The sequence below is a fragment of the Marinobacter sp. M-5 genome (assembly GCF_032911545.1).
Lineage (GTDB): Bacteria > Pseudomonadota > Gammaproteobacteria > Pseudomonadales > Oleiphilaceae > Marinobacter > Marinobacter goseongensis.
This window is the reverse complement of the sequence record NZ_JAWJEK010000001.1, coordinates 1,028,192-1,054,186: the sequence shown is the minus strand read 5'-3', so window position 1 is coordinate 1,054,186 and position 25,995 is coordinate 1,028,192. Positions and strand designations below refer to the sequence as shown.

General features: G+C 58.8%; 23 protein-coding genes and 4 tRNA genes. 9 read left to right on the top strand and 18 right to left on the bottom strand.

The window, feature by feature from the left end:
- Nucleotides 1–719: 719 nt before the first annotated feature.
- The 3 genes from R0125_RS04835 to R0125_RS04825 all read right to left on the bottom strand — a co-directional run bounded on the left by R0125_RS04835 (nt 720) and on the right by R0125_RS04825 (nt 3,007).
- Nucleotides 720–1,262, bottom strand: coding sequence for a hypothetical protein (locus tag R0125_RS04835; protein ID WP_248183882.1), 543 nt, complete (start codon nt 1,260–1,262; stop codon nt 720–722).
- A 228-nt stretch (nt 1,263–1,490) separates the two neighbouring features.
- Nucleotides 1,491–1,567, bottom strand: a tRNA-Met gene (locus R0125_RS04830).
- 99 nt (nt 1,568–1,666) lie between these two features.
- The gene (locus R0125_RS04825; protein WP_248183881.1) at nt 1,667–3,007 is read right to left on the bottom strand and encodes an acetyl-CoA C-acetyltransferase; all 1,341 of its coding nucleotides are present in this window, start codon (nt 3,005–3,007) and stop codon (nt 1,667–1,669) included.
- A 180-nt stretch (nt 3,008–3,187) separates the two neighbouring features.
- On the opposite strand from R0125_RS04825, the gene R0125_RS04820 reads away from it, so the two are divergent.
- A complete protein-coding gene (locus tag R0125_RS04820; protein ID WP_248183880.1) occupies nt 3,188–4,594 on the top strand; it encodes a 3-oxoacyl-ACP reductase in 1,407 nt (468 codons plus the stop codon).
- A 180-nt stretch (nt 4,595–4,774) separates the two neighbouring features.
- On the opposite strand, the gene R0125_RS04815 is transcribed toward R0125_RS04820, so the two are convergent.
- The 6 genes from R0125_RS04815 to R0125_RS04790 all read right to left on the bottom strand — a co-directional run bounded on the left by R0125_RS04815 (nt 4,775) and on the right by R0125_RS04790 (nt 7,611).
- A tRNA-Val gene (locus R0125_RS04815) sits at nt 4,775–4,850 on the bottom strand.
- Between the two features lie 14 nt (nt 4,851–4,864).
- Nucleotides 4,865–4,941: transfer RNA gene (locus R0125_RS04810), tRNA-Asp, on the bottom strand.
- 88 nt (nt 4,942–5,029) lie between these two features.
- Nucleotides 5,030–5,105: transfer RNA gene (locus R0125_RS04805), tRNA-Val, on the bottom strand.
- A 175-nt stretch (nt 5,106–5,280) separates the two neighbouring features.
- Complete coding sequence (locus R0125_RS04800; protein WP_248183879.1) at nt 5,281–5,493, bottom strand: hypothetical protein; 213 nt, start codon at nt 5,491–5,493, stop codon at nt 5,281–5,283.
- A 105-nt stretch (nt 5,494–5,598) separates the two neighbouring features.
- On the bottom strand, nt 5,599–6,510 hold the full coding sequence (locus R0125_RS04795) for a DUF2846 domain-containing protein (protein ID WP_317237351.1): 912 nt from the start codon (nt 6,508–6,510) through the stop codon (nt 5,599–5,601).
- Nucleotides 6,511–6,642: 132 nt separating this feature from the next.
- Nucleotides 6,643–7,611 (bottom strand): hypothetical protein, encoded by a 969-nt coding sequence (locus R0125_RS04790; RefSeq protein WP_317237349.1) that lies wholly within the window; start codon nt 7,609–7,611, stop codon nt 6,643–6,645.
- Nucleotides 7,612–7,770: 159 nt separating this feature from the next.
- On the opposite strand from R0125_RS04790, the gene purE reads away from it, so the two are divergent.
- The 6 genes from purE (at nt 7,771) to R0125_RS04760 (ending at nt 14,961) form a co-directional block, all read left to right on the top strand.
- On the top strand, nt 7,771–8,262 hold the full coding sequence (purE, locus tag R0125_RS04785; protein ID WP_248183876.1) for a 5-(carboxyamino)imidazole ribonucleotide mutase: 492 nt from the start codon (nt 7,771–7,773) through the stop codon (nt 8,260–8,262).
- Nucleotides 8,263–8,298: 36 nt separating this feature from the next.
- Nucleotides 8,299–9,417 carry a 5-(carboxyamino)imidazole ribonucleotide synthase gene (locus R0125_RS04780; RefSeq protein ID WP_317237348.1) on the top strand — a complete coding sequence of 373 codons (1,119 nt, stop codon included), beginning with the start codon at nt 8,299–8,301 and terminating at the stop codon, nt 9,415–9,417.
- 71 nt (nt 9,418–9,488) lie between these two features.
- Nucleotides 9,489–10,067, top strand: coding sequence for a superoxide dismutase [Fe] (gene sodB, locus R0125_RS04775; RefSeq protein ID WP_248183874.1), 579 nt, complete (start codon nt 9,489–9,491; stop codon nt 10,065–10,067).
- A gap of 271 nt (nt 10,068–10,338) precedes the next feature.
- Entirely contained in the window at nt 10,339–12,384 is a 2,046-nt protein-coding gene (locus R0125_RS04770) for a putative bifunctional diguanylate cyclase/phosphodiesterase (protein WP_317237347.1), read from the top strand.
- A gap of 58 nt (nt 12,385–12,442) precedes the next feature.
- Nucleotides 12,443–13,030, top strand: a complete 588-nt coding sequence (locus R0125_RS04765) for a LemA family protein (RefSeq protein WP_317237346.1) — start codon at nt 12,443–12,445, stop codon at nt 13,028–13,030.
- Between the two features lie 11 nt (nt 13,031–13,041).
- Nucleotides 13,042–14,961 (top strand): M48 family metallopeptidase, encoded by a 1,920-nt coding sequence (locus tag R0125_RS04760; protein WP_317237345.1) that lies wholly within the window; start codon nt 13,042–13,044, stop codon nt 14,959–14,961.
- A 7-nt stretch (nt 14,962–14,968) separates the two neighbouring features.
- On the opposite strand, the gene gspD is transcribed toward R0125_RS04760, so the two are convergent.
- From gspD to R0125_RS04730, 6 genes are all read right to left on the bottom strand, one after another.
- Nucleotides 14,969–16,924, bottom strand: a complete 1,956-nt coding sequence (gspD, locus tag R0125_RS04755) for a type II secretion system secretin GspD (RefSeq protein WP_317237344.1) — start codon at nt 16,922–16,924, stop codon at nt 14,969–14,971.
- A 33-nt stretch (nt 16,925–16,957) separates the two neighbouring features.
- Nucleotides 16,958–17,812, bottom strand: a complete 855-nt coding sequence (locus R0125_RS04750) for a type II secretion system protein N (RefSeq protein ID WP_317237343.1) — start codon at nt 17,810–17,812, stop codon at nt 16,958–16,960.
- Nucleotides 17,812–18,603, bottom strand: a complete 792-nt coding sequence (gspN, locus tag R0125_RS04745) for a type II secretion system protein N (protein ID WP_317237342.1) — start codon at nt 18,601–18,603, stop codon at nt 17,812–17,814. Before gspN ends, R0125_RS04750 begins: the two co-directional genes overlap by 1 nt.
- A gap of 205 nt (nt 18,604–18,808) precedes the next feature.
- Nucleotides 18,809–20,461 carry a chaperonin GroEL gene (gene groL / locus R0125_RS04740; RefSeq protein WP_248183863.1) on the bottom strand — a complete coding sequence of 551 codons (1,653 nt, stop codon included), beginning with the start codon at nt 20,459–20,461 and terminating at the stop codon, nt 18,809–18,811.
- A gap of 78 nt (nt 20,462–20,539) precedes the next feature.
- Complete coding sequence (gene groES / locus R0125_RS04735; protein WP_213477842.1) at nt 20,540–20,827, bottom strand: co-chaperone GroES; 288 nt, start codon at nt 20,825–20,827, stop codon at nt 20,540–20,542.
- Nucleotides 20,828–21,020: 193 nt separating this feature from the next.
- Nucleotides 21,021–21,563, bottom strand: coding sequence for an FxsA family protein (locus R0125_RS04730; protein ID WP_317237341.1), 543 nt, complete (start codon nt 21,561–21,563; stop codon nt 21,021–21,023).
- Nucleotides 21,564–21,636: 73 nt separating this feature from the next.
- Here R0125_RS04730 and R0125_RS04725 point away from each other — a divergent pair, with 73 nt between their 5' ends.
- Nucleotides 21,637–22,398 carry an SDR family oxidoreductase gene (locus R0125_RS04725; protein ID WP_317237339.1) on the top strand — a complete coding sequence of 254 codons (762 nt, stop codon included), beginning with the start codon at nt 21,637–21,639 and terminating at the stop codon, nt 22,396–22,398.
- A 77-nt stretch (nt 22,399–22,475) separates the two neighbouring features.
- Here R0125_RS04725 and R0125_RS04720 read toward each other — a convergent pair whose 3' ends face one another.
- From R0125_RS04720 to R0125_RS04710, 3 genes are read right to left on the bottom strand one after another with little or no spacing between them, the layout of a single operon-like run.
- Nucleotides 22,476–22,787 (bottom strand): MGMT family protein, encoded by a 312-nt coding sequence (locus R0125_RS04720; RefSeq protein ID WP_317237338.1) that lies wholly within the window; start codon nt 22,785–22,787, stop codon nt 22,476–22,478.
- Complete coding sequence (locus tag R0125_RS04715; protein WP_410797554.1) at nt 22,780–24,156, bottom strand: AmpG family muropeptide MFS transporter; 1,377 nt, start codon at nt 24,154–24,156, stop codon at nt 22,780–22,782. The genes R0125_RS04720 and R0125_RS04715 overlap by 8 nt, the downstream gene beginning before the upstream one ends.
- A gap of 39 nt (nt 24,157–24,195) precedes the next feature.
- The gene (locus R0125_RS04710; protein WP_317237337.1) at nt 24,196–24,678 is read right to left on the bottom strand and encodes a YajQ family cyclic di-GMP-binding protein; all 483 of its coding nucleotides are present in this window, start codon (nt 24,676–24,678) and stop codon (nt 24,196–24,198) included.
- A 117-nt stretch (nt 24,679–24,795) separates the two neighbouring features.
- Between R0125_RS04710 and R0125_RS04705 the strand changes: the two genes are divergently transcribed.
- A complete protein-coding gene (locus R0125_RS04705) occupies nt 24,796–25,767 on the top strand; it encodes a response regulator (protein WP_248183855.1) in 972 nt (323 codons plus the stop codon).
- Nucleotides 25,768–25,995 lie beyond the last annotated feature (228 nt).

The window sequence follows — 25,995 nt, the reverse complement described above, 5'->3', positions numbered from 1 at the left end:
CTATCCGGGGTAGGACCCGCCTCATGCGCGTAAACGCCGGTTGAAAAAACTGTGGCACATAACAGCACGGCGGCTGTGCCGGCCGGTTTCACTGGAATCAACATAGAATATCTCCACGCGTCCCTCCCAAACCCTGTTTCAGGCGGAATGAGGGCACTGAGTTTGATTTAAGACTGATTAGCTGCTTAAAACGGCGAGTGGTGGAGCCCGCGGGAGATTGTTACGGAGATGCGGCCTTGCTGCGACCATCGAGACCAGCGGAATACCATGGATCTCAGTGGCTGCGATGAAGGGGGAAAAACTGCTGGCTGAGAGATCAGCAAAAACGAACGAAAGCGCGTCGAATTCGCACAGCTCAAACCCAAGGCTTGCAGAACTGGCATTATGGGCATGCTCGGAAGAGCCAACGTCCTGCCACGCCCCAAGGAGCTGCACCGACTGAGCGTCTCCGCCACACAGCATAAAGATCGACAGGGTTGCGCCTGAGTGAAGTGGCGCAGGCATATAACCCGGGGGCACAATCGCTCTGGAGAAAACCACAAGCAACAAAAAAGGCAGCAATGTCTGACGAACGCCAGGACGGCACGTTCTACTGGCAGGAAACTTTTCCGATGAGCCCATATGTCTTGTTTATTGTAGGTTATATGACAAATTTTCGCGGTCAGACTAACATAAAACCTTATCGATTCGACCCTCTGCCGCCTGTTCGCTCGGAATACTCAACCGGATACTCCGATTTGCTCGAACAACCGGTCCAGATTGTCCTCGATGACATCCGCGATCGTAACAATTAGTCGCCTGTCGTTTTCGCGAACCGCCACTTTATGAACAGCCTCGACCGTGGATCTGCCATGCCATTCGTCAAAGGCTATGTGGTGCAAAGGCGCATTCTCATCTCGCGCCTGATTCAGCACTTCCAGCGCTACATCAAAGTCGAAGCCCAGAAAGACGTCAGGCCCCTGCCGCGTTGCCAATAGTTGAATGACATCGAACTGCTTACCAAAGCAGGCCCACGATATTCCCTTGTAGTCATTCAGACAGTCCCTCGAAAGCCACTCAAAATAGGGCGGGAGCTCATCAAGGAAGTACACAATTTTTTCCATATCCCCTTCGTAGCAGGCCTGACAGAAGGCTTGCTTAGCATTACGCTGGAACTGCCCGAGAGCAGCGCCTCGGAGATTTGTTGCCGCTTCCTCGAAATGGGTGCGCAAATCTTCCAGAGATATGTCTTTATCCGTGCTGAAGCTCTGTTCACTGTTCATGGCGTATTGGCGTTCCGAAAGACTGTTCTTTTCAGTTATTTTTGATGGCGCCCGTCTGGCAAAGGGAACGAGACGTTATCACAAGTTGCAACTGACCCTTTACAATATACGAGAACAATCGGAACCCGGATTCGCTTGCACACGCCTAACCTTTTCGGTTCTGATTTTTTTGACCCCAGAACGCAAAAAAGGCAGATCAGTAATATACTGATCTGCCTTTCTCGAATATGGTAGCGGGGGCAGGATTCGAACCTACGACCTTCGGGTTATGAGCCCGACGAGCTACCAGACTGCTCCACCCCGCATCAAACTGGTTGTTTCTCGGGGATGCCCCGATCAACAAGGTGCGCATGATAAGGGGCAGGCCCGTGTGTGTCAAAGGAAACAGGAAGTTTTTTAAAAACTTACCGTTCCAGGATGGCTGTTACCCCCTGGCCGCCAGCGGCGCAAATAGAAATCAGGCCGCGGCCGCTGCCTTTCTGCTCCAGCAGCTTGGCCAGAGTCGCGACGATACGCCCGCCGGTGGCGGCAAACGGGTGCCCGGTGGCCAGGCTGCTGCCCTTAACGTTCATCTTGCTGCGATCAATGCTACCCAGCGGCTTGTCCAGACCCAGACGCTCCTTGCAGAAGGCAGGATCTTCCCAGGCCTTCAGGGTAGACAGCACCTGAGCGGCGAACGCCTCGTGAATCTCATAGAAGTCGAAATCCTGCAGGGTCAGACCGGCTTTGGCCAGCATCCGCGGCACGGCGTAGGCCGGCGCCATCAGCAGGCCTTCTTTCTTTTCCACAAAATCCACGGCGGCCACTTCCGAGAAGGTCAGGTAGGCCTGCACTTCAAAGTTGTGCTCTTTCGCCCATTCTTCGCTGGCCATCAGAACGCAGGAGGCGCCATCGGTCAGTGCCGTGCTGTTGGCGGCGGTCATGGTGCCGTTATCCCGATCGAAGCAGGGCTTCAGGCTCGCCAGTTTTTCCAGTGTGGTATCCGGGCGCAGGATATTATCCTTGTCCAGCCCCGCCAGCGGGGTGATCAGGTTATTGAAGAACCCTTCGTCATAGGCTTTGGCCAGTTTCTGGTGGCTCTCAAATGCCAACTGGTCCTGCTCATCCCGCGGGATGCTCCATTCATGGGCCGTCACCTGGCAGTGGTCGCCCATGGACAGGCCGGTGCGGGGCTCGCCGTTCTCCGGGATTTCCGGCGCCAGGTGGCTGGGGCGGAAACGGCCGATAATTTTCAGGCGCTCACCGGCGGTCTTGGCACGATTGAGGTCCAGCAGAATTTCGCGCAGGCCCTCGCCGACGCCAATCGGCGCATCTGACGTGGTATCGGTACCACCGGCAATGCCGCATTCAATCTGACCCAATGCAATCTTGTTGGCCACCAGAATGGCCGCTTCCAGCCCGGTCCCACAGGCCTGTTGAATGTCATACGCGGGTGTTTCGGGCGCCAGGCCCGAGCTCAGAACCGACTCGCGGGTCAGGTTGAAGTCACGGGAGTGCTTGATCACGGCACCGGCAACCACATCGCCCATACGTTGGCCCTGCAGGCCAAAACGATCCACCAGTCCCCGCAGCGCAGACGTCAGCAACTCCTGGTTACTGATCTTGCTGTACGCGGTATTGGAGCGCGCAAAGGGAACCCGGTTACCACCAATGATGGCCACCCGGCGAATGCCCTGGGCGGACGCTTTGGTTTTCGCCCGTGACGCGGTCGTTTTCTTTTGTGTGGTTTTCTGAGCCTGTGCCATGATGAGATCCTGTATTAACGTGTGTATCCATTGCGAAGCAGTCTAGCGCCAACGGGTTCTGGCTCATTGGCATGCCTGACATCCCGGTCAGAGCATTGAGTCAATCCAAATGCGGCCTGAATCCTTAATCTGTACGGCAATTCACAACCGTTAAACGCTTAAGTGTAAAAGGAAGCTCTTATGTCTGACCTCTATCTGAAATTCGTCAACACGCCGGTGGGCAAAACCACCGCCCAGACCCTGGGCTTGCCCTCCCCGGTTCAGCTGGCCCGTTGGAAGCGGTCTGACCAGCCCTTTATCGAGGGTGATGTTCTGGTCGGGGCGGCGTCTGGCGCCAAGGCCATCGCCGCCATTGGCAGCGTTCTCGGAGCCAGCGCCGCCAAGGTGCATCACGCGGACGGTATAGATACTCTGAAGGATTCAGCGAAGGCTGGCAACAAGGCCCAGCCACTGACCCTGGGCGACGACATCAGCCAGAAATTTTCGGCCCTGGTGTTCGATGCCACCGGCATGAAAGACACCACCGAGCTGCGGGCGATCTATGATTTCTTTCGCCCGACCATCAAAAAGCTCGGCGGCAACGCCCGGGTACTGGTGATCGGACAGGATCCTGCAACCTGCCGCAAGCCGGCCCAGGCGGCGTCCCAACAGGCGCTGGAAGGGTTTGTTCGTGCCGTCGGCAAGGAAATCGGCAAGAAAGGCGCCACCGCCAATCTGCTGTGGATGGCACCCGGTGCCGACAAGCAGCTGGACTCCAGCATCCGCTTCTTCCTGTCTGCGCGTTCAACCTACGTGTCCGGTCAGGTTGCCCGTGTCGGTAAAGGCGTGGCGTCGCCGGCCACCAATCCGGTTGCGCCGCTGTCTGGCAAGGTCGCGCTGGTCACCGGTGCCTCCCGCGGTATCGGCGCCTCCATTGCCGAGACCCTGTCCCGCGATGGCGCAACGGTGATTGGCCTCGACATCCCGCCGGCGATGGAAGAACTGCAGAAAGTGACCGATGCCATCAAGGGCAAGGCCCTGGCCTGCGACATCACTGATGCGGCGGCCCCCAAGCTGATTGCGGACTTTGTGGAAGAGCATTTCGGTGGCATCGATCTGGTGATCCACAACGCCGGCATCACCCGCGACAAAACCCTCGGCAACATGCCGGAGCATTTCTGGGATATGACCATCGCGGTGAACCTGACGGCAGAAGAACTGATCGATGAAGAACTGATGCACCGGGAACTGCTGCGGGAAAATGGCCGCATCGTGTGCATTTCATCCATCAGCGGTATCGCCGGCAACTTTGGCCAGACCAACTACTCCTGCGCGAAATCCGGTGTGATCGGGTACGTGGAAGCCATGGCCAAGCAGCTGAAGAATGGCATCACCATCAACGCCATTGCGCCCGGTTTCATCGAGACCCAGATGACCGCCGCCATGCCCATGACCATTCGTGAAGCCGGACGGCGGATGAACAGCCTGTCCCAGGGTGGCCAACCGGTGGACGTGGCCGAAGCCATCGCCTGGTACTGCAACCCAGGCTCAAGCGGCGTCAATGGCAACGTGGTACGGGTATGCGGACAATCGTTGATTGGCAAGTAAGGCGATAGTCTTATCGTGGTGTCGGATTACGCCTTCGGCTAATCCGACCTACGGGTGTTGGCGTTGGTCCTGATGTAGGTTGGATTAGCCGAAGGCGTAATCCAACAAACCAACCGCTCAGACACGCAAAAGCACCGACAGCCATGCAGCACGGTGAGCGAAAAATCTTCGAGGAGAAAATGGTGGGTGGTACTGGGATCGAACCAGTGACCCTCGCCTTGTAAGGGCGATGCTCTCCCAGCTGAGCTAACCACCCGGGAATAAAAGAGTTGGCGGAGCGGACGGGACTCGAACCCGCGACCCCCGGCGTGACAGGCCGGTATTCTAACCAACTGAACTACCGCTCCGCATCAGTTTCAACCTTTTGGGGCCGTGAAGCCTGGCAAGCTGAAACCTGAAACCGGACGGGGTAGCCCGGTGATGCCACATGAAAGATGGTGGGTGGTACTGGGATCGAACCAGTGACCCTCGCCTTGTAAGGGCGATGCTCTCCCAGCTGAGCTAACCACCCAGCTTTCATGCTTTGCTCTCACTCATCGCTTTCGCGATCTCCTGAGTCAGCGCTGCTGTCTCAATCAAGTGAGACGCGCATTTTAAGCATTTGTCCGACGGTGTCAAATATTTTCCGGAAATTTTCTGGATAAAGCGGCAACCGATTAAAAAGCGGGCACTTTTTGACCAGATCGTCAGGAAGACGGGCCACGCCGCTTATCGCTCTCCACCACTTTCAGCACCGGGCCATTCTGGCCCGCGTCCTGTGCTTTCTTTCGCAGCGACAACTCGCTGACCCTGAACTTGCGGTCACCCGGCAAAGCCTTTTCGGCAAGCGAGCGATTGACTTGATCCAGGCGACGCCGAAACGTCTCCAACCGCTGCCGCAACGAATCCTTAAACGACATATCCTTTTACCTTGTGTGTGTAACTAGCCACAGTGTAGTAACGCTATCGAATTTCGACAATTGTGACTTTGCTCACACCTGATGTCGCTTCAGTCAATCACCCCGTCAGAAGACCCACCAACCGCCAGAACTCTCCGCTTCGGCCCGTCGCTGCCGCTCATTCTCAATGGCCGCATACTCGCTCTCCAACTGGCGGATTTTACCGTCTGCCTCAAGGGGCACTGTTGGGCCACCACCGAATGGCCAGAGCCAGGAGGGCGAATCGTATTTGCCCTCCTTCTTCAGCCGCTCGATTTCCAGCTCTCGCTCCTCCTCCAGCAACTCCATTTTGCGGGCGTAGTCAAAATCCTCATTGACCTTGGCGATGGAAACCGCAGCGTGGTTCGGCGCCAGCAGGTCACTGTTCAGAAAGCGCGTGGACACCAGCTCCTCTGCCTGCATGGCGTATTGCCGCGGTACCAACTGTAGATCACCCTGGGCCAGCGGGTGCTCGGGATCAAGATCCGGATGGGGTTGCTCCGGGGCGATCAACTCGTTGTATCGCAGGTAATAGACGCGCCCGGCCTCGACCTGCAAGGTAGCGTCGGCAATCAGGCTCAGGCTGAAGGAATTGAGCCCTTCAAGCCCCAGCAGCGGGCGGCGCATGGCGATGTGGCGCTCACCAGGGCTGACCTCAAGCCAAGTGAAACTGTCGTTGCGGATGTTGAAATAGTGCTTGTCGTCCACGTACACGCTCGGGGCTTCAATCTCATCCGCCGCCCATTGGGAATGGGTCCGGTAAAAATAGATCAGGGCATTTTTCTGGTTCCACTGATCGTTATCGATATGGACAAAATCGTGCCCGGACACCGGATGCAGGAACGACCCGACGCTCTTGCCAATGGACTGATAGACCGTACAACCGGACGTCAGAACCACCAGGGCGAGAACGGCGACGGGGAACCGCAGCGAGCGACAGGCTCGTGGAATGAACGCCGCGGTGACACGGCGCTGGGCGAAAGGCAATCGGGTTTGCATTGTTGTTCACTCTTCATCCTTTTGCGAGTTGCCCGATCATAACAACTGCAAAACGGCAGAACTGAGAGCTACCGCAAGAGATGAATACAAACTGTTACAAACCCAGCGGCCCGGAAACCGGGCCGCCTTAGGCTACTGGCTGGCGGACTGATTCCGCAGGTTATCCACCTGTTCGGAGAGGCGCACGAGGCGCGACGTCAGTTGCGACCGCGAAGCATCAATCGACTCGACGGTTTCCTTCAGGCGGTTCAACTCGGTGCGCACCGAGTTCACTGCAGAACCATCGGCGACATTCTCCACGGTGCGTTCAAGAGCACTGATACGCCCTTCCATGCCATCGAGACCCAGTTTCTGCTCCCGCTCGAATCGCTGAATACGATCATCCACCAGCTGGTCCACACCATCGAGGGCCGAATTCAGCTCCGTCAGGCGCTTATCTGCCTGTTCGGTCGACTCTTTCAACGCTACGATCTGCTGTTCCAGCTCTGTCTTCAGCGACGCCAGCTCACCGGTCAGCGAGGACTCCAGGCTGTCTATGGAGGCGGCCAGCGCCTCGCGGGCATCACCCTCCTGTGCCAACTCCCCGGTCAACGTCTCCAGACGTGCCTGATGATCGTCCAACCGCTTCTTGTTGCGCTCATTAGCGATGGCCCACAACTTACGGATTTCACTGTCGGCGGTATCCAGACGATCGTTCTGATTGCTCAGTTTCTGCTCGATCGACTGCCCCCGCTCCTCCAGATTCTCGCCGGTTTCAGACAGATCCCCCTCAAACCGTGCCAGCGCCAACTTGCTTTGCCGCGCCCAGTAATCCGCCTCTTCCAGCTGGCCTTCCAGCGCCTCAATCTGCTGCGCCTGAGTGAACCAGCCGCCTCCGGCAACCGCCGCTACCAGCACCAGCGCCAGCCAGACGCCCAGCTGGCCGCCGCCATTGCCACCGCTGCCGGATTGCGGCGCGCGGGGTCCGCCGTCGTTACCCATGCCTCCGCCTGTTTTTTTCGACTGCCCGGCGTGCTTTTTAGCAGGCTCAGGGTTCTTCCTGGCGCCGCCGATAGGCGGATCGGCGCGCAGTTCATCGTCATCTGGACGGATTGGTTCCATTACAGCTCCCGGAATATGGACGGTTCAGGTAACAACGCCCGATAATACCCGCTCTCAACGATTCATTGAAATGACAGCCCGTCAACAAAGCATGGTTTGCATGGTAATTAGCCAAAACATACAATGGCCGGCTTTCCAACATACACAGGACTGTGGCATATGCAGCCGCTTGTAGGTCTGATCATGGGCTCCAAATCGGACTGGCCCACCATGGAACACGCCGCCAATATGCTCGATAAGCTTGGCGTGCCCTTTGAAACCAAAGTGGTGTCTGCCCACCGCACGCCGGATTTGCTGTTCGACTACGCGAAAACCGCCTCGGACCGCGGCCTGAAAGTGATCATCGCCGGCGCCGGTGGCGCGGCTCACCTGCCCGGCATGGTGGCATCACAAACCTCGTTGCCGGTGCTCGGCGTTCCGGTTCAGTCCAAGGCCCTGAACGGTCTCGATTCCCTGCTGTCCATCGTACAGATGCCAGGGGGCATTGCGGTGGGCACACTGGCGATCGGCAAAGCAGGCGCCACCAACGCCGGCCTTTTGGCCGCGCAGATAATCGGCACGTTCAGCGATGACGTGCGCAAAGCCGTTGATGAGTTCCGGGACACCCAGACGCAGACGATTCTGGACAATCCCGACCCCAGCGATCAGTAAACCGGATCAACCGAGCTGAAAGGCAGGAGAACACAGATGAGAATTGGTGTACTGGGCGCCGGCCAACTGGGACGAATGCTGGCACTGGCCGGATACCCGCTGGCCAAGACTTTTGTTTTCTATGACATGTCCGGCAGCCCCAGCGCCGGGCTGGGCGAAGTCATCATCGACCGGGACGGCCAGTATCTGGACGATTTCCTGTCCCGGGTTGATCGCGTCACCTACGAATTCGAACACCTCCCGGTCGAGGTGGCAGAGAAAATCGCCACCTGCAAGCCGGTGCACCCCTGCCCCCGCGCATTGCAGGTCTGCCAGAATCGGGAAGCCGAGAAAACCCTGTTCGGTCAACTGGGCATCCCGACGCCGGAGTGGAAGATTGCCGACAGCGCGGAATCCCTGAGAGCGGCAGCCGAAGCCCTCGGCTGCCCGGTGGTGGCCAAGTCCAATACCGAAGGTTATGACGGCAAGGGCCAGGCCGTGCTCAGAACCCCGGAAGACGCCGAAGCCGCCTGGAACAGCATCGGCCACCCGCGACTGATCGTGGAAAAGTTTGTCGACTTCCATCGGGAAGTGTCGATCATCGCCGTGCGCGGTGAAGACGGCGCCCTCGCCTTTTACCCGATGGCCGAGAACACCCACCATGAGGGCATCCTGCGCTATTCCATTGCCCCTGCGCCGAAGCTCGAGAACCACGTACAGGAAGACGCCGAGCGGTACGTCAAATCGCTACTGAACGAATTGAACTACGTGGGCGTATTGACTCTTGAGCTGTTTGAAACCGCGGATGGCCTGGTCGCCAACGAAATGGCCCCGCGGGTTCATAACTCGGGACACTGGACCATCGACGGGGCCATGACCAGCCAGTTCGAAAACCACATCCGTGCGGTGAGCGGCCATCCGCTGGGTAATGTGGCGCCGCGGGGCTTCAGCTGCATGATCAACATCATTGGCGAGCACGGCGACGTTGAACGCATGCTGGAACTGCCCTACGCTCATGTTCACCTCTACAACAAAGGGGAGCGTCCGGGCCGCAAGCTCGGACATGTGAATATTCTGGCAGACAGCTACGACGAACTGGTTTGGCGGGTCAAGAATTGCGCACAGTTTCTTCCCGGCAGTCCCGAGTTTAAAAGTTCTTTAACACCAAGGGGTTGATCTGACCCAGATCGCCCTTATATTGAACTTACGTACATCCACATAAACAGAGAGACAGGGAGAACGACCTCATGGCATTTGAACTTCCCGCACTGCCGTACGAAAAAAACGCACTGGAACCGCATATTTCTCAGGAAACGCTTGAGTACCATTACGGCAAGCACCACAACACCTACGTCACCAAGCTCAACGGCCTGGTTGAAGGTACCGACAACGCCAACAAATCGCTCGAAGACATCATCAAGAGCGCCAGTGGCCCGTTGTTCAACAACGCCGCACAGGTCTGGAACCACACCTTCTACTGGCATTGCCTGAGCCCGAACGGTGGCGGTGAGCCGACCGGCGCCGCTAAAGACGCGATCGAGAAAGCGTTCGGTTCCTTCGAGGACTTCCAGAAGGAGTTCAACGACAAGGCCGCCAACAACTTCGGCTCCGGCTGGACCTGGCTGGTGAAGAAGGCCGACGGCAGCGTTGCTATCGCCAACACCAGCAATGCCGAAACGCCGCTGACCGGCGCCGACAAGCCGGTGCTGACCGTTGACGTCTGGGAACACGCGTATTACATCGATTACCGCAACTCCCGCCCGAACTACCTCGAGGCATTCTGGAAGCTGGTCAACTGGGATTTCGTAAACGAAAACCTCGCCTGATCCGGCTTGCAGCACCAGGCAGGGCTCGCCCTGCTGACAGAAACGCCCGCGTCATCGCGGGCGTTTCTGTGTCCGGCGTACAAAAACCTTACAAATTGATACACCTGCCCCGTGCAAACTTCTAAAAAAATTGTCGATACTGAAGGCAGCAATCCGAAACTGAACCATACTTTAAAACAACAACCAGCCTCAGGTCCGCGAATAGCGTTTTCGCTCTTCGGGTCGAGACAGGGGCAATGGATCACATCGAGCCTCCATGCGGAAAGCATTCGTGGTTGAAAATCACCTGAGTTATCGAGTCCTGCGCTGGGTATTGGGCGTTGCACTGGTGACTGGCGTGGTCGTCAGCGCGATTCAAGTGACGCTGGACGCTGGCAGAGTATCCCGCTCTCTGGATGAGCAAGCGCAGCAAACCATTGCCCTTGTCCGCGATGCCGCGACGCAATCCGTTTTCAGTATCGATGATGAATTAGCCCAGCAAGTGGTCGACGGCCTGTTTGCGCAGGAAGCCATTCACATGGCCCGCATTACCCACCCCGATGGTGAGCCGCTCGGTAAGGGGACGCGACCGCTGCAAATGAGTGCCTTCCGACCGATAACCGATCCCATTTTTGCGCCAGAGCGTCAGTATCGCGAGGCGCTGTCACGGCATGGAAGTCCCGGCACGGTCTACGGCCATCTCGACATCCACTACGACACCGCCCATGCTGCCCGCACCTGGCTGGAGCGCGCATCGGTCACTTTCGCATCGGGCATCGCCATTGCCATCGTCCTCGGTCTGGCCTTATTTGTTGTTTTTTACCTTCTCCTCACCCGCCCGCTGATGCGTATTGTCCAGTCCGTTACTTTGGTTGATCCAGCACAGCCCGAAGACCGCCTTATCGTGCTCCCAGGTGGACACCGATCAGACGAACTCGGCCTCTGGGTCAACGCCACGAACGACCTGCTCATCGCTATCGGGGAGACTCAGAGGCGCCATTGGGAAGCAGAGGACCGGGTCAATCGCCTTGCCCGATATGACCAGTTAACCGGGTTGCCGAGCCGTGAGACCTTTATGGAATTGCTGCAGGCAGACCTTGACGAAGCCCAGCAACAGCGTCGTGTGCTCGCTCTGGTGGTCTGTGGTATTGATGATTTCAAGTCGATAAATGAGCAATGCGGTTTCCGTACCGGGGATCTGCTGTTGCAGACCGTGGCCGATCGGCTGACCCAACGCCTCGGGGCAAGTCGGTTCACCCTCGCACGACTTGGAAGCGATCAGTTCGGTATCGTCGAGAAAGGCCTGCATGACGGATATCAGGCGGCAAAGACCGCCGATCAGATACTCGCAAGCATCAGTGAAACAATGGTCTTCGAGGGCCAGGCCATTTCTATGACGGCTACCCTTGGCATTGCTATGTTCCCGGCAGACGCCCGCGAACCCGACAGGCTCCTCCAGAGTGCGGAGCAGACCATGGCACTGGCAAAACAGCACGGCCACAACCATTTCCAGTTCTACGTTGCCAGTATCGACAAGGAAATCCGCGAGCGGAAGCAGCTGGAAAAAGATCTCTCGCAAGCGCTGGCCGGTCACCAGTTCCACCTGGTCTACCAGCCCCAGATCAACCTCGAGACCCGTCGCATCATCGGCGCCGAGGCGTTGATCCGCTGGGAGCACCCGGAGAAAGGCCTGGTACCACCCGATCACTTCATACCCATTGCCGAGGTGAATGGCTCCATTGTCGAGATTGGTCAGTGGGTGCTGGATCAGGCGTGCTGGCAGGCGGCACGGTGGGCCGAAGAAAGCATGCCACTGCGGATTGCGGTGAACCTCTCCGCCGTTCAGCTGCGCCAGCCCAGCATTGTAGATGATGTTCTGAACACTCTGAAGCGCCACAACATTCCCGCCGGTCGACTGGAACTGGAGGTGACCGAAACCAGCTTCATGACCAACCTGGAAGACGCCGTGGCCAAGCTGCACCGGCTGCACAAAGCCGGCATCAGCATCGCCGTGGATGACTTCGGCACCGGCTATTCTTCCCTCACCTATCTGAAGCGGATGCCCGTGCAGCACCTCAAGATCGACAAGCAGTTCATTCGTGACCTTCTGGTGAACGAGGAAGACACCCGCATCGCCAACACGATTATTGATCTGGGCAAGAGCCTGAATCTCTCGGTGGTCGCCGAGGGGGTGGAAACGGCCGAACAGGAGTATTACCTGACCCAGCGTGGCTGCAAACTGGCGCAGGGCTATTTCTTCAGTAAACCCCTGTTGCCCCGAGATTTTGAGACCTTTGTAGCTGGTTTTCACCAGAAATTAATGGAAAATAACGTCTGATCACACAAGGCATCGGGCGCCGCCGCCTGAGCCACCCCATTCCGTTTGAGGAGTCGCCATGGGAACCACCATCATTGGCATTGCCGTTATCGCGGTTGCCGTTTTCTACGTTGTCTACATCTACAACCGCCTGGTGTCATTGCGCAACCAGTTCAAGAACGGCTTTGCCCAGATCGACGTGCAGCTTCAGCGCCGTCACGACCTGATTCCTAATCTGGTGGAGTCCACCAAGGCCTACATGGCCCATGAGAGCAATACCCTTACCGCGGTCATGGAAGCACGGAATAACGCCGTAAGCGCCCAAAAGGACGCCGCCCGGGACCCCGGAGAAGGCACCAAGATGCAACGCCTGGGCTCCGCTGAAAACCTGCTGACCAAGGCACTGGCAAACTTCTACGCGGTCTCTGAGAACTACCCGGAGCTGAAGGCCAACGAGACCGTACAACAGTTGATGGAAGAGCTGTCCAGTACCGAAAATCGTGTGTCCTTCGCACGCCAGGCTTACAACGATGGCGTGATGGGCTACAACATTTTTCGCGAGCAGTTCCCCAACAACGTCGTGGCCGGCCTGCTGGCCTTCAAACCGACCGCCCAGCTCGAGCTGGAATCGCCTGAGGCCCGCCAGGCGCCCAAAGTCGCCTTCTGAAGCAGGCTCTCATGGCTCATCCCGGTTTCTTCCAGCGCCAGGCCAGTGCCCGGCGCAACACTTCGGCACTGGTTGCCCTGTTCCTGGTGGCCGTCACACTGATTACCCTGGCAGTGTGCGTGGTCGGATATTTTGTCACCCGCAGCGAAAGCTCCGGGCTGGCCTTCCACCACTGGCTGCTCAGCCAGCACGGCCTCCTGACCGCCGCGGCCGTCGTGCTGCTGATTGGTGGCGGGTCGCTGGTGCGCTGGGTGGACCTGGCCGGCGGCGGTGAACGGGTGGCGAAGATGGTCGGTGCCCGGGAAATCGACCCGGACACCCGAGACGCTGACGAACGCAAACTGCGCAACATTGTCGAGGAAATGGCGATCGCCAGCGGCGTCACCGTCCCCACCCTGTACGTGATGGATCAGGAAACCGGCATCAATGCCTTTGTCGCCGGCTACAGCCCCGGTCAAGCGGTGATGGTGGTGACCCACGGAGCGCTGACCCAACTCACCCGTGACGAGCTTCAGGGCGTAGTTGCCCACGAATTCAGCCACATCTTCAACGGCGACATGCGGCTTAACGTGCGGTTGATCGCCATTCTCGCTGGCATTCTCATGCTCGGCCAGATCGGCGGTTTTCTGCTGCGGGCTGGGTCATTCCGATCCTCGAGATCATCCAGAGATGGCCGCGGCCAGGCCGCCATCGGATTGATCGGCCTGGCCCTGTTGATCATTGGCTACATCGGCGTGTTTTTTGGCCGGCTAATTCAGGCCGCGGTATCGCGGCAACGGGAGACGCTCGCGGACGCGTCCTCGGTGCAGTTCACCCGCAATCCGGAGGGCATTGCCGGCGCCTTGTTCAAGATCGGCCTCAAGGGCGGCTACCTGGACACCACCAGCCACGCTAGTGACATGAACCACATGTGCTTCGGTGAAAGCGCCCGGATGAAGCTGTCATCGCTGCTGGCCTCCCATCCGCCCATCGAAAAGCGCATCCATGCGATTCAACCGGGCATGCTGGCCCGCTTGCGCAGTCGCCTCCGCGACACAGAAGCCGCACCAGGACCATCACACACCCGGCAACCCTCAGCGTCGGCGGAACGCCCCGCCCAGGCATCGGGCTTTGCCGGCACCCCTGCCAGCGGTTTCTCTCGTCAGGTGGGGTCGGCATCGGCCGCCGGTGAGTACTACGCTGTTGATCTGCTGGCCAACCTACCGGCTACTTTTCGCAGCCTGCTCTATACCCGGTCCGGAGCGGTCCAGCTCTGTTATGCCCTGCTGCTCTACTCCCTGCCTCGCTCCGAACAGGACGCGGCCCTGGCGCGGATTGACGCACATCCTTTGCTCGGCCCGCAACGAGACCTGCTGGACAAGTTTCTTCCGACTCTGGAGCGCCAGGGCGAACGACTTCGCTTCCCGGCGCTGGAATTGGCAATGCCGGCACTGCGCAAACTGGATTCGGATGAGCGGGCGGGGCTGCAAGCTGCGGTTGGTGACCTGATCCGCGCTGACCGTAAAGTCTCACTGTTTGAACTGGCCATGAGCAGCTTTCTGAATCGCCACCTGGCGGCCGACTCTCAGCGGGTGGTGCCCGTGACGCACCGGAACTATAAAGCGGTATTGCCGGCTTTGCGGGTATTGATGAGTCTGCTGGCGCGCGCCGGAGCTGAGAACAGACACGGCGCAGAGGCCCTTTACCAGCAGGCCATGGCGGGTTTCGCGTCATCGGAGGGGGAAAGCCAGCTGGCGCCCAGAGTCTCTCTGAAGGAACTGCAGGAGGCCCTGCACACGCTGAACCGGCTATCCCCTCTGCTGAAACCGGCGGTTATCGACGCGTGCGGGCATTGTGTCACCCACGATGGCCGTGTGGATACTGCCGAGTACGAACTGATGAGGCTGGTGGCGGATCAGCTGGATTGCCCGATGCCGCCACTGGCCGCCTGATGCTCTGTTACTGAATTCGCTCGGTTCCCGGATTAAACAGCGTTTCAATTTCCGGGCGTTCATCCACCTCGGGAAGGCCAAGTTTCTTACGCACGCCCAGATTGATTTCCCACAAACTGTTGTATTTCTCGCTGGTCATTGCCACCGCGTCGGCCTTATCAAGCATGATTTTGGGACGCAGGAACACCAACAAGTTGCGCTTTACGCGGCGCTCCGATTCTGAGGAAAACAGCCGCCCGAGTACCGGAATGTCGCCCAGCAGCGGCACCTTGCTGCGGTTGATCATCAGGTCATCCCGGATCAGACCACCCAGCACAATGGTTTCGCCGTCATCGGCCAGTACCGTGGTCTTGATCTCGCGCTTGCTGGTGATGATGTCTGACGCATCTTCAACGCTGTCTGCGATGTTCTCGGTCGTCTGCTCGACCACCAACCGCACCAGACCGTCCGCACTGATAGTGGGAGTAACCTTGAGAGTCAAACCAATATCCCGGCGCTCGATGGTGGTGAATGGATTGGTGGTGCCGTCGCCGGTCACAGTGGACTGACCGGTTCGGAACGGCACGTTCTGACCCACGATGATTTCCGATTCCTGGTTATCCAGCGTCAGGATACTCGGCGTGGACAGCAGGTTCGCGGCGGCAGAGGTAGACAACGCCTGCAGCAGAACGCCCCAGCTCAGACCGTTCTCGTCTCGCTGACCGGCACCCACGGTAATACCCCCGGTGGCTGGCGTAATCGCGGATTCGGTCAGGATGGCGCTGAGCACATCCCCAAGGCTGCGACCGACGTTGCCGAAGTTGGAACCGATGATCGGTGTTGACTCGCCGGACTCATCGGCTATGGCAACCTGAACCCCCAGGTCTTGGCCCAGCTCATCGCTGATTTCAACGATGGCGGCCTCGATCAACACCTGTGCCCGACGAACGTCCAGCTGAGTCACGATCATTTCCGCCTCCTGCATCAGCGACGGCTCACCGCGCACAACCAGCGCGTTCAGGCCCTCATCTGCAAACACAGAGAAGCTGGTGTTGCGCCGACCGGAGGATCCCGAGCCGGAGCCATTGCTCCCGCTCGCTTCCTCGACCAGCTCGCCCATCACGCCACTGAGCAGTTCCGTCAGGTCTTTGGCATTAGCGTGTTTCAGACGAATGACCTTAGTGGTGCCACCGCTGGCGGCGGGCTGGTCAAGCTTGCGAATCAGCCCGCGCATCTTGTCGCGGAAGGTCTGATCGCCCCGCAGGATCAGGCGATTACTGCGCTCATCCGCAGTCACACTGTATTTGCGGGCAGCGTTTTCACCCCCGGACTTGCCCAGCTCGTCCGGCGCCAGCTCCTGCAACAGTTCGACCATGTCGCCTACCCAGGCCTCATCCAGCTGAATCACCTCCACTTCGTACTTGGAGGGGCTGTCGAGTTCACGAACAATCTGCTCGATCCGGCGGATGTTCGAGGCATGGTCGCTGATGATCAGCGCGTTGGCCGCCGCAACGCCGGCCAGATGGCCGTATTTTGCCACCAATGGTCGAAGAATCGGCACCATCTCCAGGGCGTTGGCGTTGTCAATCTGGATCACCCGGGTGACCAGCTGTTCAGAGGGCACCTCGGAAAACCGGTCCAGCGATTCGGCGGATTGTTTGGCGTCTACCTGCTGGACTACCTTGATCACTTCCTGTCCCGGAATCGCTGTAAAGCCATGCACCTGCAGCACCGCCAGAAACAGGTCGTAGATTTCGTCTTTGTTCATCGGGGCGCTGGAAAGCACGGTTACCTTACCCTTGACCCGGGGATCCACCACAAAACTGTACCCGGTAATATCAGCCACCTGGGTGACAAAGGCCCGGATATCGGCGTCCTTCAGGTTCAGTCTCCAGGTCTGGTCCTGCCCATGAGCGACCGACATCAGTGGCATCAAAAGGACCAACGCTATGGCCCGCAACAGATTCGTCTTATGGTTATACATCTGGCGATTTCGTCCTGTTATTGATGAACCCGGTCAGCGCCACTGCTCGGGTATGGCATAGCTCACGGTCAGGAGAGTTCCGTCCCGTTCAATTTCAATGTCCAGCTGGGATTGCGACCGCCAGCTTTCCAGTAACGACTTGTCCTGCTCGAGATCACCCAGTTGCTGCCCATTGATCGCGGTGATCACATCCCCGGCTCTGAGGTTAACCGCATTGAGCATGGCATTGGAACCATCGTAGACATATCCGGCGCTGCCGCCGTCGTCCGCCGGGCTCAAGCCGTAGGCGGCAAGAGCCGCGGCGCCCTGACTGTCGAGCTGTTCCCGCGCGCTGGCCAGAAACTCGTCGGGCGACGTGTCCGCCGGTCCCGGAGACCCGTCCGCAACCAGAGTGTCATCCCCGGTTTGCTCGTCAAAGGCAAGAGATTCGTAACGACCGTTGCGGCGAATCAGAATGCGCCCAGTTTCGACTTCCGCGAGCTCAGCGTTGCCCGGCAGTGTGTCACCCACACGATAGTGCGCTGTCTCACCGTTACTTCCAGCAACTATAGCACCAGAGTCCTCCGGACGCTCCGCCAGCAACACGCCTTCCAGCCTTAATCGCAGGCCAGTCTCCGGGGCCGAGCGGCGCACCACGTCCGCAACCCGCGACTCGCCTTCCAGCCTGCCGAACAGTTCGTAATTGGCAATCGCGGTGGACGACGCCCTGCCCTTACCACCATTCAAGCCCTGTGCAACCGGGCTGGCAGCCACGGGCTGCTCGTTCCAGGCCATTAACCAGGTCATTTTGGCCAGGGTCATGCCCAGATAGAGCGTCAGCGCCACCAACAGAATATTGGCCAGGGAGCGGGCCACTCGGGCCTGGGCGCGCACCGGAAGCGTTGCCATCACAGGCCCCCCGGCAACAGTGGTTGCCGAACCCGGAAAATAACGTCGCCGGGCTGAGCCGACCCGGACCAGGGCTGATCAGCGAGGTCCACCATGCGCTTGAAGACGCGCAGCTCCAGGGTGCCGTTCCAAAGTATGTTCGCATCCGCAGCGGGGCCTTCGCCCCCCTGCTCACTCACAACCAGCGCCAACCCGCCGTCGGAGGTGGACAGATCCGCTTCCATAGCCGGAAACACGGCCTGCCCGGTCTGATTGCCCATGGGCCAGGTCACCAGACCTCCGCCCCAGCGGCCATAGCCACTGGCATTCGCGAGACGGTTGTCTTTCAGACTCAACTGCAGGCGATCAACCAACACATCACCTTCAATCATCGCGCCACCGCTCTGGCGGATCAGATTCTCGAACTCGGCCACAGCAATGCGGCCAGTGGCTGCCAGATTGACCGTGGCCGGCCAGCCCACGGTGACGTCACCGTTGAGCGACGATTGCGATGACGCGATGGTCAGCGATACCGGCAGTTGCAGAGAGGCCAGCGATGGCCAGCCCAGAGCCCAGTTGACCCGTACCGGATAGCCGGCAGCCGTCACACCGGCCGCCCCGCTCCAGACCGTACCGGACACCTGGCGGACCTGAATCTGAGGCGGCAAAGTGACATACGCCGACGCCTGATGCCACACCCAGCCTGCGGGCACCCAGATAACCAACGCAACCAGATAGACAAGCACACCCGCCAGAACCAGCAGAAGTACCTTGCCGGGGCGGAGGAAAGCTTTGGGTGCGGATTCAGTCATTCGGCGACACGTTCAAAAAAGGCTGGTTGCCGAGTCTAGCAAAGGGAATATGGCAGGTCATGAAGGAAATGCACAAAGGTGACGGTTTTTCTTGTCAGATCACGCCGACACGCGGGCATAAAAAAACCCGCACGTTACCGTGCGGGTTCTTCGGGGCTCCGATGGCAGAGTTTCCTCACCAGCGGAGCGGAGTACGCAAGGGGGCTTACATCATGCCGCCCATGCCTCCCATTCCACCCATGCCGCCCATGTCGGGCATGCCGCCACCGGCTTTCTCGTCTTCCGGTTCGTCAGCAATCATCGCCTCTGTGGTAATGATCAGAGACGCCACGGAAGCAGCGGCCTGCAGCGCGGAACGGGTCACCTTGGCAGGATCCAGGATACCCATTTCCAGCATGTCGCCGTATTCTTCGGTCGCTGCGTTGTAACCGTAACTGCCTTCACCGGCGCGGATGTTGTTTACCACAACGGAGGCTTCGCCACCGGCGTTGGTCACGATCTGACGCAGCGGAGCTTCCATGGCGCGGCGCAGGATGTTCACACCGGCTTTCTGCTCTTCGTTAATGACGTCAACCTTGTCCAGCGCGGCAATGGCACGGATCAGGGTCACACCGCCACCCGGTACAATGCCCTCTTCCACCGCGGCGCGGGTAGAGTGCAGCGCGTCTTCAACGCGGGCTTTCTTCTCTTTCATTTCCACTTCAGAACCGGCACCAATCTTGATGACGGCGACGCCGCCAGCCAGTTTGGCCACACGCTCCTGCAGCTTCTCTTTGTCGTAATCGGAGCTGCTGTCTTCGATCTGCTTGCGGATCTGCTCAACGCGGGCTTCGATATCGCCCTGGGCGCCAGCACCGCCGATCAGGGTGGTGTTTTCCTTGGTCACGTTGACACGCTTGGCGGTACCCAGGTCGTCCAGCGTGGTGTTCTCCAGGGTCAGGCCCACTTCCTCGGAAATCACAGTACCACCGCTCAGGATGGCGATATCCTGCAACATTTCCTTACGACGGTCGCCAAAGCCGGGCGCCTTAACGGCGTTGACTTTGACGATGCCGCGCATGTTATTCACCACCAGCGTGGCCAGGGCCTCGCCTTCGATGTCTTCAGCGATGATCTGCAGCGGTTTGCCAGCTTTGGCTACCGCTTCCAGCACCGGCAACAGCTCACGGATGTTGGAGATCTTCTTGTCGACCAGCAGGATGTACGGGTCATCCAGCTCGGCGGACATGTTGTCCTGGTTGTTGATGAAGTATGGGCTCAGGTAGCCGCGGTCGAACTGCATACCTTCAACCACGTCGAGCTCATCTTCCAGGCCACGGCCTTCTTCAACGGTGATCACGCCTTCCTTGCCCACACGCTCCATGGCGTCGGCAATGATCTTGCCGATGCTCTCGTCGCCGTTGGCAGAGATGGTGCCCACCTGGGCGATGTTGCGATTGTCGTCGCAGGGCTTGGACAGGTCACGGATCGCCTGAACCGCGGCGATGGTGGCTTTGTCGATACCACGCTTGAGGTCCATCGGGTTCATGCCGGCGGTGACCGCCTTGATACCTTCGCGAACGATGGCCTGAGCCAGAACGGTCGCGGTGGTGGTGCCGTCACCGGCGGTGTCGTTGGTCTGGGAAGCCACTTCCTTGACCATTTGAGCGCCCATGTTCTCGAACTTGTCTTTCAGCTCGATTTCCTTGGCCACAGACACACCGTCTTTGGTCACGGTGGGGGAGCCGAAGGACTTCTCCAGAACCACGTTACGGCCTTTCGGGCCGAGGGTTACCTTGACGGCGTCTGCCAGGATATTAACGCCTTCAACCATGCGCTTACGCGCGCTGTCGCCGAATCTAACGTCTTTTGCTGCCATGTCTTCAATTCCTGTTCGTTAAACCGAAATCGTTGAATCAATCGGATTAATGAGAGTTCGTGCCGGTCGCTTCAGCGATCACTCAAGCACGCCGTAGATGTCGTTCTCGCTCATGATCAGGAGCTCTTCGCCATCGACCTTGACGGTGTTACCGGCGTACTGACCGAAAACCACGGTGTCACCTACCTTGACCGCCAGTGCACGGGTCTCGCCGTTGTCGAGGATACGGCCATTGCCCACGGCAAGAACCTCACCCTGGGACGGCTTTTCCTTGGCATTACCCGGCAGCACGATGCCACCTGCAGTTTTCTCTTCTTCTTCCTTTCGGCGTACGACGACACGATCGTGTAGCGGACGAATTTTCATTGCTCGGTTTCTCCAATAGTCAGATTAATGTGGCAATGACATTGTTGATTTAGGTCGGATTAGCGAAGCGTAATCCGACAAATTGCCCGGCCGTTAACCGCCTGTTTTTCGGAGGTTAAAGACCCGCAGCGAACTTGTGAGTCCTATTTGGGGTAGCCTGAAGGTGTTTTCAACACCCGGTGCTAAAAATTTTTCACTTTTTTTCGATGCGATCCCGGTCACTCTCGGTCTCATCCCGGTACTCGCCTTCAATGATGTCGCCGTTGGCGTCCCGGCCAAACGGCCGCTGGCGTTCGAAGGGGCTCTCCTGCCCGCCGAACGGATCCGGCCCGAACGGCCCCTGGCCTCCTCCGGCGCGGAAGTGAAAGCTGCGGCCCTGCCCCGACATCACCATGCGCTTCATCGCCTGGGCGACAAACCAGTGACGGGTACCGGGCAGCAGGCAAAGGAAGCCGATGGTGTCGGTGATAAAGCCCGGGGTCAGCAACAAAGCGCCGCCCACCGCCAGAATCAACCCTTCGGCGACTTCCTTCGCCGGCAGCTCACCGCTGTTCAGCCGCTGGTTCGCCCGCAACAGCGTCGCCAGCCCTTGCTGACGAAGCAGCCAGGCACCCACCACCGCCGTCAGCAATACCAGGCCGACGGTGTTCAACACGCCGATGACACCACCGACCTTGATCAGCACCGCCATTTCGGCGATGGGCATAATAATGAAAAGAAACAGGAAAACGGGCAAAATGCCTCCTCATAAAAACCACGCAGACGCACAGAAAACGTAAAACCACCTGAGAACTCAATTAGGGCAAAACATGAAACTTCAAGATTCCGTGATTGCAATCACCGGCGGCGGCCAGGGCCTGGGCCGCGCCATGGCCGAATACTTCGCTGGCAAGGGCGCCAAACTGGCACTGATCGACCTGATGCCGGAAAAGCTGGACGAAGCCGTCGCTGCCTGTAAAGCCGCCGGTGTGGACGCCAGAAGCTATGTCTGCAACGTCGCCAAAGAAGAAGACGTTGAGAAAACCTTCGAAGCCATTGTGAACGACTTCGGCCACCTCAACGGCCTGGTCAACAACGCCGGCATTCTGCGCGACGGCTTGATGGTCAAGGTAAAAGACGGCCAGGTCGAGAAGCGCATGGAGCTGGCCCAGTGGCAGGCGGTGATCGATGTAAACCTGACCGGCGTGTTCCTGTGCGGCCGCGAAGCCGCCACCCAGATGATCAAGAACGGCGACCAGGGTGCGATCATCAACATCGCCTCCATCTCTCGCGCCGGCAACATGGGCCAGAGCAATTACTCCGCCGCCAAGGCCGGGGTTTCTGCACTGGTTCCGGTCTGGGCCAAAGAGCTGGCCCGCTACGGCATCCGCTGCATGGGCATTGCCCCGGGTTTTATCGAAACCGAGATGACGGCCTCCATGAAGCCGGAAGCACTGGAAAAAATGACCGCCGGTATCCCGCTCAAGCGCATGGGCAAGCCGGAGGAGATTGCGTCCGCGGCGGCGTTTATCTTCGAGAACGATTATGTGTCCGGGCGGATGATCGAGGTTGATGGGGCTTTGCGGCTCTAGTCGTTTTGACTCCCTGGCCGGCCCTCTTGAACCGGGGGCTGGCTTTTGGTGTGAGGGCTGGTCCCGGCCCTACCACCTCACGGCTGCCATTGAAACTTCCGCATGGCAACCCGACCGTTTAGGACTTCCACGCCCTCTTCTCGCAATCGGTACACCTGAGTTTCGTAAGGATCGGAGCCTTGTGGAAACGCAATCTGGCCGTTGCTGCGAATCACCCGGAACCAGGGGATTGAGTGGCCCGCTGGCAATTTACCCAAGGCGCGGCCCACGAAGCGTGCCTGTCGGCCCAGACCGGCCATGGCAGCGACCTGGCCGTAGCTGGCGACGGAGCCGGATGGTATTGCAGCGACTACCTGCCAGATTTTTTGCTCTTTGGTGGGTTCAGGCATAGCGTTCTGGAACGGGCTCCGCTTCCTCTTTTCGGGGCGCCAAAGCATCCAGCCGAGCCCCCTGGCGGATCATAAAGATGGCCAGCAGGATGGCGGGCACCCCCATAAAGCCCGCGACGAGGAAGAACTGGGCGTAGCCGAAGTCCGCCACCACGATGCCCGAGAAGCCGCCGAGGAATTTGCCCGGCAGAGTCATCAGAGAGCTGAACAACGCGTACTGGGTGGCGGTGAAGGAGGCACTGGTCATGCTGGAGAGCCAGGCGATCAGGGCCACGTTGGCGATACCGCCACTGAGGTTATCGGCGCTGACCACCGCCGCCAGGGTATAAATGTTTGGCGGATACTGCGCCAGGACCACGAACAACAAATTGGTGGCCGCCGTCATGATCGCGCCCAGCAGAAGAATATTGCGAACACCGTATCGCACGACCATCACCCCGCCTAACAGCGAGCCGGCGATGGTCATGAAGAAGCCGAAGATTTTGGTTACATCCGCCACCTGGGTTTTGCTGAACCCCATAAAGTCCAGGTAGAACGGATTGGCCATCACCCCCATGGCGATGTCGGATATCCGGTAGACCGCCACCATCACCAGAATCAGGATCGCCAACTCCTTGTAGCGGCGGAAAAAATCCAGGAACGGGCCGGCGACGGCGGCGTAGAACCAGCCGATCATGCGCGCCACGCGGGGGTTCAGGTGGGCGCGCTTGCTGGCTTCGTGCTCGATCTTGTGGGCGATGTCCTGGGCGGCTGCGAAATGGTTTACCCGAGGCTCACGCACCACCAGAACAGTAATAGCGCCAACGCCCACCAACAACGCCATCACCTCATAGGACACCTGCCAGGACCAGAATTCCGCCAGGTAAAGCGCACCGGCCCCGGCCACCAGCAGTGCCAGCCGATAACCGAAGATGTAGGTTGCCGCCAGGGCTGCCTGCAGGCGCTCCTCGGCAATCTCGATGCGGTAGGCATCAATGGCCACATCCTGAGTGGCGGAGGAAAACGCCACCAGCAGGCCGCACAGGGCCATCATTTCCGGGGCCGTGATCGCATCCACGTGGGCCATCAGATACAGCCCGGTCGCGATCCCTGCCTGGGCCAACAGAATCCAGCTACGGCGCTTACCCAACAGCCGGTCGAGCAGCGGCAGCTTGAGCCGGTCCACCACCGGTGCCCAGAACACCTTGATGGAATAGGTAATGCCCAGCCAACTGAAAAAACCGATGGTGGCGGTCTCTACCCCCACATCCGCCAGCCGCGCATTCAGCGTGGAAAACACCAGCAGAAACGGCAGGCCTGCGGAGAATCCGAGAAACAGCAGCGCAATTACCTGCCAGCGGGTGTAGGTGTGGAGTGCGTCCCTGAACAAGGCCAGGCGGGTTCCGGATTCGATGGTGCAGCCTCCGGATCAGTCGCGGAAATTATTGAACTGCAGAGGAATCTCCAGCTCGGTTTCTTTCAGCAGGGCGATGGCGGTTTGCAGGTCGTCGCGCTTCTTGCCAGTTACCCGCACCTTATCGCCCTGAATGCTGGCCTGGACCTTCAGCTTGGCTTCCTTGATCAGCTTGACGATCTTCTTGGCCATATCGGTTTCGATGCCCTGCTTCAGCAGCAAATGTTGCTTGACCAGCTTGCCGGACTTGCTTTCGCCGTCCTCTGACAGCGCGCGGCCGTCAATCTTGCGCTTAGCGAAGGCCATCCGCAGCATGTCCATTAGCTGCTCCAGCTGAAATTCCTGCTCGGCGCTGATGGTAATGCCCTTGTCATCATGCTCGATAGTCGCCTCGACATTCTTGAAATCCCAGCGAGTCGCGAGATCTTTTTTGGCCTGGTCCACGGCATTGGTCACTTCGTGCATATCGATTTCTGAAACTATGTCAAAAGAGGGCATGGTCGTTATTCTCCGAATTCCGTTAGGGGTATACTCTGACCTAGAAAATAAGGGCAAAGCATAGCAAGACCCGCACCTTACCGCATCTGACAATGGACTGGTTAAAAGTAGATAACAATGCCAAATCTGGATCTCCCCATCCTCGTAGTAGACGACGCAAAGTTCAGCAGCATGGTGGTTGGCCGCACCCTGAAGAACGCCGGCTATCGCGATGTGCGCATTGCCAACAACGCGCCGGCGGCCCTGGCACTGATTGAACAGCGCCCGGTGAGCGTGCTGATTGCGGACTGGCTGATGCCGGAAATGGACGGGCTGGAGCTGACCGACCAGGTGCGTCAGCAGGACGAGCAGGACAACCACTACACCTACGTTATTCTGCTGACCGCCCGCGAGAGTGTGGAGGCGCTGTCCGAAGCCTTCGATCGGGGCGTGGACGATTTCATCTACAAGTCCGACATGACCAAGCAGCTGATTCCCCGTATTTTCGCCGCCGACCGTATGGCGGACCGGCAAAACACCCTGCTGCGAGCCAATTCCCTGCTGATCGAGAACAACCGCGAGCTGGAAGCGACCAACATCATCGACCTGGAAACCGGGCTGTGCAACAACAAGTACGCCCGCGAGCGCCTGGGCAAAACCCTGCGCCACGCCGAATCCCGCAATGGCGCTACCGCCTATGTGTTGTGCGGCATCCGTAACTGGCAGGAACTGAAGCGCAAGCATCCTCCGTCCGTGATGAGTGAGCTGGCAATCGGTATCGCCCGCCGCCTGAGCCACCTGATCCGACCGATGGACGCGCTGTGCCGGGTGGGCGACAATCAGTTCGCTATCGTCGCCCATTTCCCCACCAGCGATAACTGCACCACCACTGCATTCCGGAGGGTGTTTGACGGCATTAACCACAAAGCCCTGAAAACCACCGCCGGCTATATTTCTGTGGAAGCGGGCATGGTGCTGTGCAAATCCGACGCCCAGAATGGCACCCCTGGCGTGCAGGACGTGGAGCGCGCGGCTGTTCAGGGGTTGGTGGACGCGTATGAAACCCGGCGTTTCACCGAAACCGTGCCGGAGTTGAAGGCCAGCGCCTGATTGGCCTGTCGGATTACGCTTTGCTCATCCGACAACACATTCCGTAACACCTGCACACACTTCACAAACAGACTCCCCGGCGCGGAAGCCCTATTCTGCAAGGGTGGATTCAAGCAGTATCCGCCCATTGGCGGAGGAGCCGTGCAGTACCTCCGCCGCCGTATGGGAAACGAGTCCACCGGACTAGCGAATTTTTCAGGCACTTTCGTTTTTTCCTCGAGATTTGTT